The organism is Micromonospora sp. DT47, from assembly GCF_049844475.1.
Lineage (GTDB): Bacteria > Actinomycetota > Actinomycetes > Mycobacteriales > Micromonosporaceae > Micromonospora.
The window spans coordinates 100934-115219 of sequence record NZ_JBNCLC010000020.1; the positions used below are offsets into that span (position 1 = coordinate 100934).

A 14286-nucleotide genomic window follows, 5' to 3' on the forward strand; every position below is an offset into this window, starting at 1 on the left:
GGAGGCACCGCAGCATGGCACCGCTGGAATCCGCACGTCGTCGGCCAGGGCACCGGACCCACCGGGTGACGGTGCTGCTCGTCACCCTGCTGGCCGGGATCGTCGTCCTGCCGGGGGTGGCCGTCGCCGCCCCGGGGAGCCAGCTGAACGCCGCCGACATGACCCTGCTCAACGGCGTGCGGCTGGCCGGTCTCTGGGAGATGCCGGCCGGTCAGATGGCCGCCGAGAAGGGCCAGTCCCCCAAGGTGCGGGAGATCGGGGCGGAGATCGCCCGCCAGCACGGGGTGCTCGACCAGCTGGTGGTCGACGCCGCCAACAAGCTCGGCGCCACCCTGCCGACGGATCCCACCAGCGAGCAGAAGGGGTGGCTGACCGAGATGCAGGAGGCGGAGGGCGCCCAGTTCGACCAGATCTTCGTGACCCGGCTCCGGGTCGCGCACGGCAAGATCTACCCGGTGATCGGCGCGGTCCGGGCCAGTACCCGGGACGCCACGGTCCGCAAGCTCGCCGACGAGGCGAACAGGTTCGTCAACGACCACATGGCGATGCTGGAGAGCACCGGGCTGGTCCGCTGGCAGCAGCTCCCGCCGGCCGCCCTGCCGCCCGCGCAGAGCGACTCGCTGATCGCCGCCGCCAGGGCCGGTGCGGCCGGGCCGTCGGCCGGGGTCAGCACCACCGTGGTCTGGGCGGTCTTCCTCCTGGCGCTCGGCACCGGCGGCTTCGCCACCCACCGGATGCTGCGCCGGAGCTGACGACCTGACGTCGACGGGCCGGGGGCGACACCGCTCCCGGCCCGTCGTCGTTCAGCGGTCGACCTGGGTGAAGTCCCAGGCGTGCGGGGGCCGGGCGACCAGCATGGCGGGCGGTTCGGGCAGCGGGCGCGGGCTGCTCCGCCACTTGGAGATCACCACCACCCGGTGGTCGGTGGAGGAGAAGACCTCGCTGGACAGGTGCAGCGGATCGTGCTCGAACTCGGGCAGCGCGGTGTCGCAGACCCACGTGATCAGGTCGGCGAACCCGTACGGCTCCGCGCGGGCCTCCCACATCCGGACGATCACGTCGGCCATCCCCCCGTCACACGCTGACCGTGGTCAGCGGCATCGCCGAGTCGGCGGGCAGGTCCAGCCGGCTCGGCGCCACCCCGGCGGCGATCAGGTGCGAGCCGAGCGCCGCGACCATCGCGCCGTTGTCGGTGCAGAGGTTCGGCCGGGGCACCCGCACCCGGATGCCGTGCTTGGCCGCGCGGTGCTCGGCCATCGCCCGCAGCCGGGAGTTGGCCGCCACACCCCCGCCGATGACCAGCGTCTCCACGCCGTTGGCCCGGCAGGCGTCGAGCGCCTTGGCGGTGAGCACGTCGCAGACCGCCTCCTGGAAGGAGGCCGCCACGTCGGCCACCGGCACCGGTTCGCCGGCCCGCTGCCGGGCCTCCACCCAGCGGGCGACGGCGGTCTTCAGGCCGGAGAAGGAGAAGTCGTACCGGTGGGCGGCGAGGTCCTTGGCGGCGGTGAGGCCGCGCGGGAAGCCGATCGCCGCCGGGTCGCCGGCCCGGGACTCCCGGTCGATGTACGGCCCGCCGGGGAAGGGCAGCCCGAGCAGCCGGGCCACCTTGTCGAACGCCTCGCCGGCCGCGTCGTCGATGGTGGCGCCGAGCGGGGTGACCCCGCGGGCGAGGTCGTCCACGAGCAGTAGCGAGGAGTGCCCGCCGGAGACCAGCATGGCGATCGCCGGTTCGGGCAGCGGACCGTGTTCGAGGGTGTCCACGGCGACGTGCGCGGCGAGGTGGTTCACCCCGTACACCGGCTTCTCGGCGGCGAGCGCGTAGCCCTTGGCGGCGGCCACCCCGACCAGCAGCGCGCCGGCCAGGCCGGGGCCGGAGGTGACCGCGATCGCGTCGATGTCGGCGATCGTCACCCCGGCCTCCTTCAGGGCCCGGTCCATGGTCGGCACGATGGCCTCCAGGTGGGCCCGGCTGGCCACCTCGGGAACCACGCCGCCGAACCGGGCGTGCTCCTCGACGCTGGAGGCGAGCGCGTCGGCGAGCAGGGTGTGCCCGCGGACGATGCCGACGCCGGTCTCGTCGCAGGAGGTCTCGATGCCGAGGATCAGTGGTTCGTCAGCCATGGTCCGTCCCGTCCCCGGTCGGTTCCGCGTCGCGCCGCATGACCAGCGCGTCGGTGTTGCTCGGTTGGTAGTAGCCGCGCCGCACGCCGATCGGCTCGAAGCCGTACGCCGCGTAGAGCTTCTGGGCGGGCGCGTTGTCCGCCGCCACCTCCAGCAGCACGGTCCGGACGCCGCGTCGGGCCGCCTCGGCGAGCAGGTCCTCCAGCAGGATCCGGCCGACGCCGCGGCGCTGGGCGTAGCGCCGTACGGCGATGTTCTGCACCCACGCCTCGTCCGGCTGGACGGTGAGCCCGGCGTAGCCGAGCAGCGTCCCGTCGACGTCGGTGGCGACCCGGTAGAACTGCCCGTTGGCCAGCTCGTTCCAGAACATCGCCGGGGACCACTGCTCGACGCCGAAGAGGTCGGCCTCGATCGGCAGCACCTCGTCGATGTGCCACCAGCGGAACCGGTCGAGTCGCACCGCCCCGCTCACGGCAGGACCGACTTGCGGGCGGTCGCCGCCACGGCGTCCGGCCGGCGCAGGTAGAGCGGGGTGAGCGTCTCGCCGGGCGCGCCGGCCCGGATCCGCTCGGCGGCCAGCGTGGCCAGCGCGGTGGCGTCCGGGTAGCGCGGCTCGACCCGTAGCGGCAGGCCGAGCACGTCCGCGTACCGGTGCGCGCCGTCACCGACCGCGGCGGTGACGGCCAGGTCGCGGGCCCGCTGCGCGGCGACCGCGGGCGCGTCCACGTTTGGCCCGGCGATCCGCTGGCCGGCACCGTCGTAGACGGCCCAGTAGACCTCCCGGCGGCGGGCGTCGCTGGCGGCGAGGATCGGCTCGCCGACCGCCGCCGGGTGGCCGATGGCGTCCAGCGAGCAGACACCGTACGTGGGGATGTCGAGCACCTGCCCCATGGTGGCGGCGGTGACCAGGCCGACCCGCAGCCCGGTGAACGGTCCCGGGCCGAGGCCGGCGACGATCGCGGCGAGGTCACGCGGCCGGACGTCGGCGTCGGCGAGCACCGCATCGACCTGCGGAGCGAGCAGTTCGCCATGCGCCCGGGCGTCGACCGTGCACCGGTGCGCCCGCAGCGCGACGCCGTCCGCCGAGACCTCCGCGAGCGCCGCGGTCACCGCGGGGGTCGAGGAGTCCACCACCAGTACGAGCACGGTATGTCAGCCTAGCCGCCCCGCCCCGTCACCCCCGGTCACACCCCGTCGGGCCGGCCGGGCCGGCCGTCGGGCGCTCGCGCGGCCTTGTCGACGGCCCTCCCGAACGGTGTCTGTCGTTACCGACCGTGACGCCGTCGCCTGACGACTTCACCAGGAGCGGTATGCGCCACGAACGGGAATCCCGGTTCCTGACCCAGCAGGCGCTGGCCGACCTCGCCGGGATGAGCCAGGGCGGGGTGGCCCGCATCGAACGCGGCGACCGGATGCCGAGCATCCCACTGGTCGAACGCGCCTTCGCCGCCCTCGGCCGCCAACTCGCCGTCGCCGTCGAGCCGCTGGACACCCACCTCGACGCCCGGATGGACGAGCTGGCCGCCCGGCCCCTGGCCGATCGGATCGACGACCTCGGGCTGGACTGGCTGGACGCCGCCTACGGCCAACGGTGGAACGCCCGGTGGAACGAGTTCGGCGGCCTGCGCCTCGAACCCGCGGAGCCCGGCGAGCACCGCTGGCAGACCCGGTACGGCGAGGTCCGGGCGCAGATGTGCGACGAGTTGCCGGAGGCGATCGAGGTACGGCACGGGGAACGGAGCTACCGGGTGGTGCCGCTGGTGGCGGGGGAGCTGACCGACCCGCGCGCGGCCGAGCTGCTCCGCCGCCACCGCCAGCGGCAGGCCGGGTCAGTCGGCTGAGCGCTCCCAGTCGATGGTGGGCAGGCCGGCGTCGGCGAGCGCCTTGTTGGCCGCACTGAACGGCCGGCTGCCGAGGAAACCGCGCGGGTTCATCGGGCTCGGGTGACCGGCCTCCAGCACCACGTGCCGGGGATTGGTGACCAGGGCGGCCTTCTTGCGGGCGTACCCGCCCCAGAGCAGGAAGACCACCCGCTCCTCCATCGCGTCGAGCGCCCGGATGGTGGCGTCGGTGAACTCCTCCCAGCCCTGGTTGCCGTGCGAGCCGGGAGTGGCCTGCCGGACGGTCAGCACCGCGTTGAGCAGCAGCACACCCTGCGCCGCCCAGCCGTCCAGGTTGCCGCTGCGCGGCTTCGGCACGCCGAGATCCTCGCCCATCTCCTTGAAGACGTTGCGCAGCGACGGCGGCACCGTCACCCCCTCGCGCACGCTGAAGCTCAGCCCGTGCGCCTGCCCGGCCCGGTGGTAAGGGTCCTGCCCGAGGATCAGCACCCGGCACCGCTCCGGCCCGCACAGCCGGTAGGCGGAGAAGAGGTCCTCCACCGGCGGGAAGACCGTCCGGGTGGCGTACTCCCGGGCGACGAACTCGGCCAGCGCCGCCGTGCGGACCGGGTCGAGGTGCGGGGTGAGCACGGCACGCCAGGCCTCCGGCAGCAGCGCCAGCAGGTCGAGGGCGGGGGCGTCGTCGGGCATCGGCAACCTTTCGCAGTCGGTCCCGGCACTCTAGGCAGCGGGTACGACAACGCTCAGCGTAGGGCGTCCAGGCGCTCCGCCCAGTCACCGCCGACCGGCTCCAGCGTCACCACCCGGGTGTCGTCCTCGCGCCGGTCGATCCGCACCCGCAGGTGCGCGTCGACCAGCTGCTCGACCAGGCCCTCGCCCCATTCGACCACGGTCACCGAATCCTCCACCGAGGCGTCCAGGTCGAGGTCGTCGATCTCGGCGCGCGGGTCGCCCGCGTCCCCCAGCCGGTAGGCGTCGGCATGCACCAGCGCCACCGCGCCGCCCCGCGCCGGATCGGGCCGGTGCACCCGGGCGATCACGAAGGTCGGCGAGGTGATGTCGCCGCGCACCCCGAGGCCGGCGCCGATGCCCTGGGTCAGCGCGGTCTTGCCGGCACCCAGCGGGCCGGTGAGCAGCAGCAGGTCGCCGGCGCGAAGCACCCCGGCCAGCCGGCGGCCGAACGCGTGCGTCTCCTCGACCGTCGGCAGCGTGACGGTCACGCTCACAGCGACTCCAGGAACCGTGCCAGCGCCCCGTTGACCTCGTCGGCGTGCTCCAGCATCACCACGTGCCCACTGTCCTGGATCTTGATGAACTCGGCATGCGGCAGCCGGCGCACGATCTCCTCCGAGTGGGTCACCGGCGTGATCATGTCCTTGTCCCCGACCACGACCAGCACCGGCGTGCCGCTCAGCGCGGCCAGCGCCGGGAAGCGGGAGTGGGTGGCGAGGGTACGCAGGTAGCGGGTGACCGTGTCCGCGGAGGTCCGCGAGTTCATCTCCTCCACGTAGGACACCAGGGCCGGGCTGGGCTTCGAGGTGCCGAAGCCGTACCTGCGGGTGAGCAGCCAGGCGACGTTGGACGTCGACTTCCGGGCCTTGTCGATCACCGTGCCGCCGTACCGGGTGGCGTTGCTCATCATGTAGAGCACCGGCGCGCCGACCCGGCCGAGCATCGCCGGGGCGACCAGCTTCGTCTCGGCGAGCAGGCCGCCCGAGGTGGCCATCAGCACGGTGCCCACCACCCGGTCGCCGAACATCTCCGGGTACAGCTCGGCGAAGGCCATGATGGTCATCCCGCCCATCGAGTGGCCGACCAGCACCAGCGGGCCCTCCGGCGCGGTCCGGTCGATCACCCGGCGCAGGGTCCGGCCCAGCGCGGCGAGGTCGTAGTCGCCGGTCTCCAGCCGCCCGGAGCGGCCGTGCCCGGGCTGGTCGTACGCGATCACCCGGTGGTCGCCGCGCTCGGCGAGCAGCTTGCGCTGGAAGTGGAACGTCCCCATGTCCAGGCAGAAGCCGTGCACCAGCACCACGGTCGGGTGCCCCTCGACCGGCCGGGTCGGCTCGACCACCTCGACGTGGATGTCGGTGCCGTCCGGCATCTCCAGCCGGAACGCGTCGTCGTACCGCTGCGCGCCGAAGATCTCGTGGGCGTACCGGTCGGTGGGGTCGGTCTTGAGCCGGCGGACAAGGACGCGTTCGCTCACCACGCCCGCGGCGAGCCCGGCGGCGGCCACGCCGACCGCGGCCCCGACCACGCCGGCGACCCGGCCGACGGCGGTCCGCGGCCGGGGGATGCGGAACCGGTTCGCCGAACTCACGGCCGCTCGCCGTCGTAGACCCGGGGCACCCGGCTGCTGCCGAACCGGGTGACGATCTCGTAGTTGATCGTGCCGACCGCGTCGGCCCAGTCGTCGGCGAGCGGCTCGCCGTCCGCGCCGCTGCCGAAGAGGGTGGCCACCTCCCCGGCGGTCACCGGGTCGTCGCCGCAGTCCAGCACGAACTGGTCCATGCAGACCCGCCCGGAGATGGTCCGCCGCTTCCCGCCGAGCTGCACCGGACCCATGTTGGAGGCGTGCCGCGGCACCCCGTCGGCGTAGCCGAGCGGCACCACGGCCAGGTTGGCCTCCCGCTCGGTGGTATAGGTGTGGCCGTACGAGACGCCGGTGCCCTCGGGGACCCGCTTGGTGAGCATCACCCGGGCCCGGGCGGTCATCGCCGGGCGCAGCCCGAAGCGGTCGCCGGCCACCGGGGAGAGGCCGTAGACGGCGATCCCCGGGCGGACCAGGTCGAAGTGGGTGTCCGGGCGGGTCAGCGTGGCGGCGGAGTTGGCCAGGTGCCGGTAGCGCGGGCGCAGCCCGGCCCGCTCGACCATGGCCAGCCCCTCGTGGAAGACGGCCAGCTGGCGGTCCGTGGTGGGGTGGCCGGGCATGTCCGCGTACACGAAGTGGCTCCACACGCCGACCACCTCGACCAGGCCGTCGGCCTGGGCCTTCGCGGCGGCGTCCAGCAGGGTCGGCCAGTCGGCGACGGTGGCGCCGCCGCGCGACAACCCGGTGTCGATCTTGAGGTGCAGCCGGGCCGGGCGGTCCGCGCGGCGGCTCGCCTCGATCATCTCGTCCAGCTGGGGCAGGCTCGCCGCGGCCAGGTCGACCCCGGCCGCGACGCCCTCGTGCAGCGGCAACCCGGGCGCGAGCAGCCAGGCCAGCACGGGCGCGGTGATCCCGGCCCGGCGCAGGGTGAGCGCCTCGTCCAGCGTGCAGACCCCGAGCCAGTCCGCCCCGGCGTCCAGCGCGGCGCGGGCGGACGGGACCATTCCGTGGCCGTACCCGTCGCCCTTCACCACCGCCATCAGCTCGGCGCTGGTACCCGCGCGGAGCCGGGTCACGTTGTCACGGATCGCGTCGAGATCGACGCGCACCTCGGCCTGCCACATGTGCCCAGCCTACTGGCACCAGTGATCACGTCAGGGCGGTCCGACCCTCAGTCGTCGCCCCGGTTCAGAACAGCGGCGCGACCACCGGGCGCAGGGCGGCCGCCACGTCGGGCGCGGTCACCGGCCCACCCCGGGCGGCCTCCCGCCCGGCCAGCCCGTGCAGGTACGCCGCGCTCGCCGCGGCCCGCTCCGGGGCGACCCCGGCGGCGAGCAGCGAGCCGAGCAGCCCGGCCAGCACGTCGCCGGCGCCCCCGGTGGCCAGCGCGGAAGTGCCGGTCGGGTTGACGTACGCCCGACCGTCCGGCGTGCCGATCACCGTGCGGTCCCCCTTGAGCAGCACCGTCGCCTTCATCCACGCGGCCAGCCGCAGCGCGGCGGAGACCCGGTCGGCGCCCGGTTCCTCCCCGCAGAGCCGGGTGAACTCCCGGTCGTGCGGGGTGACCACGATCGGCGCGTCCCGATTGCGCAGCCGGTCGGCGAGCGAACCGTCCACCAGCAGGGTCAGCGCGTCCGCGTCGAGCACCACCGGGACCGGCGCGGAGAGCACGGCGCGCAGCTCGACGGCGGCCTCCTCGCCGGTGCCGAGGCCGGAGCCGCAGACCCAGGCCTGGACCCGGCCGGCCTCGGCGACCCGGCCGGTGGCGATCACCGACGGGTGGTTCCGGACGACCTCCTCGCGGGCGCCGCCGGCGTACCGGACCAGGCCGGTCGGGCCGGCCAGCGCGCCGCCCACCGAGAGCACCGCCGCGCCCGGGTAGGTCGCCGAGCCGGTGGCCACCCCGATCACCCCGCGGCTGTACTTCTCCGCGGCCGGACCGAGCTGCGGCCACCACTCGACCACGTCCGACCGCTCCGTCACCCGCAGCGCCGGGGTGCCGTGCAGCCACGGCCCGAGCCCGATGTCGACCAGCTCGACGTGGCCGGCGAGCGGGGCGGCCGGGCCGACCACCAGCGCCGGCTTCAACGCCCCGAAGGTCACCGTCACGTCGGCGCACACCGCGCTGGGCCGACCGGACGCGGTCAGCGGGACGTGGCCGGTGTCCACCGCCACCCCGCTCGGCACATCCACCGCCACCACGGTCGCCCGGACGCCGTCGCGTCCGCAGTGCCGCACCAGGCTGGCCGCCAGCTGGTCGGCGGTCTCCCGCAGGCCGCCCGTGCCGCCGATCCCGACGATCCCGTCGAGCACCAGGTCGACCACGGCCGGCGGGCGATCGACCACCCGCCCACCAGCGGCCCGCAGCGCGGCCAGCCCCTCGGGGTGCGCCCGTCCGGGGGTGACCAGCAGGGCCGACACGGCCGCGCCGCGTCGGGCCAGGTGCGCGCCGGCGAGGAGCGCGTCACCGCCGTTGTCGCCGGTGCCAACCAGCAGCAGGACCCGGGCGCCGTACACGCCGCCCCGGTCGGCCAGCAGCAGCGCGCAGCGGCGGGCCAGCCCGGCGGCGGCCCGCTTCATCAGCGTCCCGGGCGGGAGGGTGGCCATCAGGCCCGCCTCCGCCGCGCGTACGTCCGCGACCCGCCACACCGGTTTCATGCCACCCCGTCCCGTCCGTCACCACGGGCGGGCCGAGCGGCCCGCCCGGTCGATCAGCGTTCCGCGACCACCATCGCCGACGCGATCCCGCCGTCGTGGGAGAGCGAGAGATGCCAGCGGTTGACCCCGCGCTCGGTGGCGGCCGCGGCCACCGTGCCGGTGACGGTGAGCCAGGGGCGGCCGTCCGGGTCGGGCACGATCTCGCAGTCGTGCCAGCTCAGCCCGGCCGGCGCGCCGAGCGCCTTGGCCACCGCCTCCTTCGCCGCGAACCGGGCCGCGAGCGACTCCGGCGAGCGCGGGTTGCCGGAGCGGGTGTACCGCTCGGCCTCGGTGAAGAGCCGGTCGGCGAGCAGCGGCGTCCGGGCCAGGGCCCGGGCGAACCGCTCCACCAGCACGACGTCGATGCCGACCGCGACGATCACCAGCCCACCCTACCGGCGGGGAAGGCGGCAGATTAACCGCCGGCCGCGCGGGGGGGCAATGCCTGTGGAAAACCTCCGGGTACGACCACCGCCCGCCGTCCACAGGGTCCGCCCGGCGCCCCGCGGGCCGCCTAGCGTCGGCTCGGTCGAGGTCCACGGGCGGAGGAGACGACGATGACCGAGGAGCCGGTGGAGGTGGATCCGGGCGTGCTGCGCCGGGTGGCGGCCGGGCTCGCCACCGAGGCGTACGGGCTGGCGCACGGCCTGGCCGACGTGCCGGGGCTGGTGGTGGCGGCACCGGGGTGGCGGGCCGGCACCGCCCTGGTGCGCTGGGAGTCGGCCGTGCACGCCTGGCTGGGGGCGCTGGGCGCCGGGGTGACGGAGACGGCCAGCGCGCTGCGCACCGCCGCCGAGGAGTACGAGGCGGTCGACGACCGGGCCGCCGGCCGGCTCGCCGGGCTGCCCCGATGACCGGGTACGCGCAGCTCTGGAGCGGCGCCCCGGCGGAGTGGAGCGATGCCGGGGCGGCCTGGCGCGGGCTGACCGGCCCGGTCGACGGGCGCCGCGCCGAGCTGCGCACCCGGGCGGCGACCCTGCGGGCCGGCTGGTCGGGCGGGGCCGCCGCGGCAGCCGACGGGCGGATCGAGGCGCTGCGGGGCGAGCTGACCGGGGTGCTGCCGGCACTGATCGAGGCGGACCAGGTGCTCGCCGAGTTCGCCGGCCGGCTGCGCGCGGCGAAGGCGCGGCTGGCCGACGCGGTGGCGCTGGCCGACCGGAGCGGGGTGCTGGTCGACCGGCACGGCGGCGTCAGCGCCGCCCCCGCACCGGCTCCCCGGGCCGGGTCGGAGGTGTGGGCCGGCCCGGAGGCGGGCGTCGTCCCCGGCGCGGCGGGCGGACCGGGGGCTGCGGGCGGCACCCGCGCGGGCGGGGGCGCGGGGCCGGGTCCGCTCGTGCGTGCCAGCTCCAGTGCGGGGCCCGGCGCTGGGGCGGGGCCGGGAGCCGGGGCGGGGCCGGGAGCCGGGGCGGGGCCGGGAGCCGGGGCGGGGCCGGGAGCCGGGGCGGGGCCCGCGGCGGTGGACCAGGTGGCCGCCGCCGTGCGCGACGCGCTCGCGCTGGCCGCCGCGGCCGACCGGGAGGCCGCCGCCCGGTTGGACGAGCTCTCCTCGGCGGCCCGCTCCGGCTGGACCGCCCCGCCACCGCCCGGCCGACCCGCCTCCGACGCCGGCGTCGCCGAGGTCAGGGCCTGGTGGACGGGGTTGACCCCGGCCCAGCGGCGCTGGCTGGTGGTGCACGAGCCGGGGCTAAGCGGCCGCCTCGACGGGATCCCGGCCGCCGCCCGGGACCAGGCCAACCGGCTGACCCTGGCCGTCCACCGGGAGGCCCTGCTCGCGGTGCGGCGGGTGCTGGCTGTCCGGTTCCCCCGCGGGCCGGTCGAGCAGGCCGGTCTGGCCCGGATCGACGCGAGCCTGGCCGGCCTCGACGCGCTGGCCGGGCGGCTGGCGGCAGCCGAGCAGCCCCGGGCCTACCTGCTGAAGGTCGCCCCGGGTGGGGACGGGCGGGCGGTGGTGGCGCTCGGCAACCCGGACCGGGCGGGTCGGGTGCTGACCTACGTGCCCGGGATGACCGCCGATCTCGCCGACGTGCCCGGCGAGCTGGACCGGGCGGGGCGGGTCCTCTCCCGGTGCGCCGGCCTCGGTCCCGGCGAGCAGACGGCGGCGGTGCTGTGGCTGGACTACGACGCACCCGACTTCCTGCACGAGGCGGCCTGGTCGACCCAGGCCCGGGACGCCGGTCCGGCGCTGCACCGCTTCCAGGAGGGGCTGCGCGCCACCCAGGAGGGGGCCCCGGCCCGGCAGACCGTGCTGGGGCACAGCTACGGCTCGGTGGTGGTGGGCGCCGCCGCCCGCGACCACGGCCTCGCCGCGGACGCCCTGGTCTTCGTCGGCTCGCCCGGAGTCGGGGTGGACCGGGCCGAAGCGCTGCGCCTGCCGCCGGACCAGGTCTGGTCGAGCACCGCGCCGGACGACGTGATCCGGCGGGTGGAGCCGCCCGCGCAGTTGGCCGGCCGAGCGGTCCTCGCCACGTCCCCGCTGGCCACCGCGGTCTCGCTGCTGGGCCGGTCCGACCACGAGCTGTGGTTCGGGCACGACCCGACCGACCCCGGCTTCGGCGGCCGCAGCTTTCCCAGCGGCCGGTACGGCCACACCGGCTACTGGGAGCCCGGCAATCCCGCGCTGGACGGGATGGCCCGGATCGTGCTCGGCCGATGAGCGGCTCCCGGAAACGGCCGGGCCCCGCCGGCCGTGGGTACGGCGGGCGGGGCCCGGTGGACGTCCGGCGCGATTACTCGACGGTGACCGACTTCGCCAGGTTGCGCGGCTGGTCGACGTCGTGCCCCCGGGCGGCGGCGATCTCGGCGGCGAGCACCTGCAGCGGCACCGTGGTGACCAGCGGGGCCAGCAGGGTCGGCGTCCGCGGCACGTAGATCAGGTGGTCGGCGTAGCGGACGACGGCCTCGTCACCCTCCTCCGCGATCACGATGGTCCGGGCGCCCCGGGCGCGAACCTCCTGGATGTTGGAGACGACCTTGTCGTGCAGCATGCCCCGGCCGACCGGCGAGGGCACCACGCAGATCACCGGGGTGCCCTTGTCGATCAGCGCGATCGGGCCGTGCTTGAGCTCGCCGGCGGCGAAGCCCTCGGCGTGCATGTACGCCAGCTCCTTGAGCTTCAGCGCGCCCTCCAGGGCCACCGGGTAGCCGACGTGCCGGCCGATGAAGAGCACGGTGGGCTCGGACTTCAGGTCCCGGGCCAGCTCGCGTACCGGCTCGATCCGGTCGAGCAGCTCGCGCAGCTTGCCCGGCATCTCCTGGAGCTGGGCCACCACCGCGCCCACCTCGTCGGCGAACTTGATGCCCCGGACCTGGGCCAGGTGCAGGCCGATCAGGTAGCAGGCCACCACCTGGGTGAGGAACGCCTTGGTGGAGGCGACGGCGATCTCGGGGCCGCCGTGGGTGTAGAGCACGGCATCCGACTCGCGGGGGATGGTGGAGCCGTTGGTGTTGCAGATGGCCAGCACCCGGGCCTTCTGCTCCTTTGCGTGGCGCAGCGCCATCAGGGTGTCCATCGTCTCGCCGGACTGCGAGATCACCACGATCAGCGTGGACCGGTCGAGGACCGGGTCGCGGTAGCGGAACTCGCTGGCCAGCTCTACCTCGCACGGGATCCGGGTCCAGTGCTCGATGGCGTACTTGGCGACCAGGCCGGCGTGGTACGCGGTGCCGCAGGCCACGATGAAGATCTTGTCGACGTCGCGCAGGTCCTGGTCGCTGAGGCGGACCTCGTCGAGGGCGATCTCACCGGTGTCGGTGAGCCGACCGAGCAGCGTGTCGGCGATCGCCTGCGGCTGCTCCTCGATCTCCTTGAGCATGAACCAGTCGTAACCGCCCTTCTCCGCGGCCGAGGAGTCCCAGTCGATGTGGAAGTCCTTGCCGGTGGCGGGCTGGCCGTCGAAGTCGGTGATCTCGATGCTCTCACCGGTGATCAGCACGATCTGGTCCTGGCCGAGCTCGACCGCCTCGCGGGTGTGCTCGATGAACGCGGCCACGTCGCTGGCCAGGTAGTTCTCCCCGTCGCCCCGGCCGACCACCAGCGGCGAGTTGCGCCGGGCGCCGACCACCGCGCCGGGGATGCCGGCGTCGACGGCGAGCAGGGTGAACGCGCCCTCCAGCCGCCGGCAGACCACCCGCATGGCGGAGGCGAGCAGCTGCGGGCTGTCGGCCTCGCCGGCGGCGCGCAGGTCGGCCAGCGCGGCGGAGAGCAGGTGGGCGGCGCACTCGGTGTCGGTGTCGCTGGTGAACTGGACGCCGTCGGCCTCCAGCTCGGCCCGGAGCTTGGCGAAGTTCTCGATGATGCCGTTGTGGATCACGGCGACCCGGCCGTCGGGGGCCAGGTGCGGGTGGGCGTTGCGGTCGGTCGGGCCGCCGTGGGTGGCCCAGCGGGTGTGGCCGATGCCGGTGGTGCCGTCGCCGATGCCGATCGGGCTGGCGGCGCAGTCCTCCGGGTTGCTGGCGGCCCGCTCGGAGAGGACCTTCTCCAGGTTGGCGAGCTTGCCGGCCTTCTTCTCGGTCAGCAGCTGGTCGTCGCAGACGATGGCCACGCCGGCCGAGTCGTAGCCGCGGTACTCCAGCCGCCGCAGTCCGTCGAGCACGATGCCGAGCGCCGGGCGCGAGCCGGCGTAACCCACGATTCCACACATGGCCCCGAGCCTAACCCAGTTCCGCTCATCCTGCGTGCGCGGAAGTCGGGTAAACAATCACTGAAATTGAGCGATCACGTGGGAGGGGTGATCCGGGACACGAACCCCGCGGACGGCCGCCCGGTCGGCGGTCCCCACCACCGGCGCCGAAAGGCTAGTGCGGTGTCCACTAACGTTCGCCGGCGTTCGTCGCCCTTGGGGAAATGTCGTACGGGTGGTGTTGGGTTCGGTCGTGCCTCGTCGTCGGGATCCGTCCGCGCTGCGGGTGGTGCATCGCACCGCGCGCATCGCGGTGCGGGTGACGCCGGGGCAGCGGCGGCGGTGCTTCAGGCTGCTGCGCTCCGCGGGTGATGTGTGGGCGTGTGTGCTGGAGGTCAACGCCTGGCGCCGCCGCCGTGGGGACGCGCCGTTGGTCGGCTATCAGCAGTTGTGCCGGGAGCTGGCCGTGTCCGGGCCGGGCACGTTCGCCGAGCTTGACTCCACGGGCGCGCGGTCGGTGTTGCGCCGGTTTTCCGACGCCTGGTTCACGGCGGCGAAACGCCGCAACAGCGGTGACCTGTCGGCCCGGTTCCCGCGCCGGCGGCGTGGGTTGGTGCCGGTGCGCTGGTATCACGGCACGTTCACCCTCGACGGCCGCAGGGTGCGGATCCCCACCGCCAAAGGCGCTGCCCCGCTG

General features: G+C 75.1%; 16 protein-coding genes. 5 read left to right on the forward strand and 11 right to left on the reverse strand.

The window, feature by feature from the left end; genetic code table 11:
* The first annotated feature begins 14 nt into the window (after nucleotides 1-14).
* The gene (locus tag ACLQ2U_RS24995; RefSeq protein ID WP_425753202.1) at nucleotides 15-752 is read left to right on the forward strand and encodes a DUF4142 domain-containing protein; all 738 of its coding nucleotides are present in this window, start codon (nucleotides 15-17) and stop codon (nucleotides 750-752) included.
* A 51-nt stretch (nucleotides 753-803) separates the two neighbouring features.
* On the opposite strand, the gene ACLQ2U_RS25000 is transcribed toward ACLQ2U_RS24995, so the two are convergent.
* The 4 genes from ACLQ2U_RS25000 to tsaB are packed head-to-tail and all read right to left on the reverse strand — an operon-like array spanning nucleotide 804 to nucleotide 3267.
* Nucleotides 804-1058: a hypothetical protein gene (locus ACLQ2U_RS25000; RefSeq protein ID WP_425753222.1), complete on the reverse strand. Its 255-nt coding sequence runs from the start codon at nucleotides 1056-1058 to the stop codon at nucleotides 804-806.
* 16 nt (nucleotides 1059-1074) lie between these two features.
* Nucleotides 1075-2121 carry a tRNA (adenosine(37)-N6)-threonylcarbamoyltransferase complex transferase subunit TsaD gene (gene tsaD / locus ACLQ2U_RS25005; protein ID WP_425753203.1) on the reverse strand — a complete coding sequence of 349 codons (1047 nt, stop codon included), beginning with the start codon at nucleotides 2119-2121 and terminating at the stop codon, nucleotides 1075-1077.
* Nucleotides 2114-2581 (reverse strand): ribosomal protein S18-alanine N-acetyltransferase, encoded by a 468-nt coding sequence (gene rimI / locus ACLQ2U_RS25010; protein WP_425753223.1) that lies wholly within the window; start codon nucleotides 2579-2581, stop codon nucleotides 2114-2116. The genes tsaD and rimI overlap by 8 nt, the downstream gene beginning before the upstream one ends.
* An 8-nt stretch (nucleotides 2582-2589) precedes the next feature.
* Nucleotides 2590-3267 (reverse strand): tRNA (adenosine(37)-N6)-threonylcarbamoyltransferase complex dimerization subunit type 1 TsaB, encoded by a 678-nt coding sequence (gene tsaB / locus ACLQ2U_RS25015; RefSeq protein WP_425753204.1) that lies wholly within the window; start codon nucleotides 3265-3267, stop codon nucleotides 2590-2592.
* Nucleotides 3268-3431: 164 nt separating this feature from the next.
* Here tsaB and ACLQ2U_RS25020 point away from each other — a divergent pair, with 164 nt between their 5' ends.
* Entirely contained in the window at nucleotides 3432-3962 is a 531-nt protein-coding gene (locus ACLQ2U_RS25020) for a helix-turn-helix domain-containing protein (protein WP_425753205.1), read from the forward strand.
* Here the strand turns inward: ACLQ2U_RS25020 and ung are convergent.
* The 6 genes from ung to ACLQ2U_RS25050 all read right to left on the reverse strand — a co-directional run bounded on the left by ung (nucleotide 3951) and on the right by ACLQ2U_RS25050 (nucleotide 9353).
* Nucleotides 3951-4652 carry a uracil-DNA glycosylase gene (ung, locus tag ACLQ2U_RS25025; protein ID WP_425753206.1) on the reverse strand — a complete coding sequence of 234 codons (702 nt, stop codon included), beginning with the start codon at nucleotides 4650-4652 and terminating at the stop codon, nucleotides 3951-3953. The two genes, ACLQ2U_RS25020 and ung, sit on opposite strands and share 12 nt — an antisense overlap.
* Before the next feature lie 53 nt (nucleotides 4653-4705).
* Entirely contained in the window at nucleotides 4706-5188 is a 483-nt protein-coding gene (tsaE, locus tag ACLQ2U_RS25030) for a tRNA (adenosine(37)-N6)-threonylcarbamoyltransferase complex ATPase subunit type 1 TsaE (RefSeq protein ID WP_425753207.1), read from the reverse strand.
* Nucleotides 5185-6282: an alpha/beta fold hydrolase gene (locus ACLQ2U_RS25035; RefSeq protein ID WP_425753208.1), complete on the reverse strand. Its 1098-nt coding sequence runs from the start codon at nucleotides 6280-6282 to the stop codon at nucleotides 5185-5187. Before ACLQ2U_RS25035 ends, tsaE begins: the two co-directional genes overlap by 4 nt.
* Nucleotides 6279-7397, reverse strand: a complete 1119-nt coding sequence (alr, locus tag ACLQ2U_RS25040; RefSeq protein ID WP_425753209.1) for an alanine racemase — start codon at nucleotides 7395-7397, stop codon at nucleotides 6279-6281. Before alr ends, ACLQ2U_RS25035 begins: the two co-directional genes overlap by 4 nt.
* Nucleotides 7398-7461: 64 nt before the next feature.
* Entirely contained in the window at nucleotides 7462-8931 is a 1470-nt protein-coding gene (locus ACLQ2U_RS25045) for an NAD(P)H-hydrate dehydratase (RefSeq protein WP_425753210.1), read from the reverse strand.
* A 53-nt stretch (nucleotides 8932-8984) separates the two neighbouring features.
* The gene (locus ACLQ2U_RS25050; RefSeq protein ID WP_425753211.1) at nucleotides 8985-9353 is read right to left on the reverse strand and encodes a holo-ACP synthase; all 369 of its coding nucleotides are present in this window, start codon (nucleotides 9351-9353) and stop codon (nucleotides 8985-8987) included.
* 174 nt (nucleotides 9354-9527) lie between these two features.
* Here ACLQ2U_RS25050 and ACLQ2U_RS25055 point away from each other — a divergent pair, with 174 nt between their 5' ends.
* Together ACLQ2U_RS25055 and ACLQ2U_RS25060 are read left to right on the forward strand one after the other, a co-directional pair.
* Nucleotides 9528-9824 carry a type VII secretion target gene (locus tag ACLQ2U_RS25055; protein WP_425753212.1) on the forward strand — a complete coding sequence of 99 codons (297 nt, stop codon included), beginning with the start codon at nucleotides 9528-9530 and terminating at the stop codon, nucleotides 9822-9824.
* Entirely contained in the window at nucleotides 9821-11623 is a 1803-nt protein-coding gene (locus tag ACLQ2U_RS25060) for an alpha/beta hydrolase (protein WP_425753213.1), read from the forward strand. Before ACLQ2U_RS25055 ends, ACLQ2U_RS25060 begins: the two co-directional genes overlap by 4 nt.
* Nucleotides 11624-11696: 73 nt before the next feature.
* Here ACLQ2U_RS25060 and glmS read toward each other — a convergent pair whose 3' ends face one another.
* Nucleotides 11697-13610 (reverse strand): glutamine--fructose-6-phosphate transaminase (isomerizing), encoded by a 1914-nt coding sequence (gene glmS, locus ACLQ2U_RS25065; RefSeq protein ID WP_425753214.1) that lies wholly within the window; start codon nucleotides 13608-13610, stop codon nucleotides 11697-11699.
* Nucleotides 13611-13842: 232 nt separating this feature from the next.
* On the opposite strand from glmS, the gene ACLQ2U_RS25070 reads away from it, so the two are divergent.
* A partial coding sequence (locus tag ACLQ2U_RS25070) for a hypothetical protein (RefSeq protein ID WP_425753216.1) occupies nucleotides 13843-14286 on the forward strand: 444 nt, incomplete at its 3' end.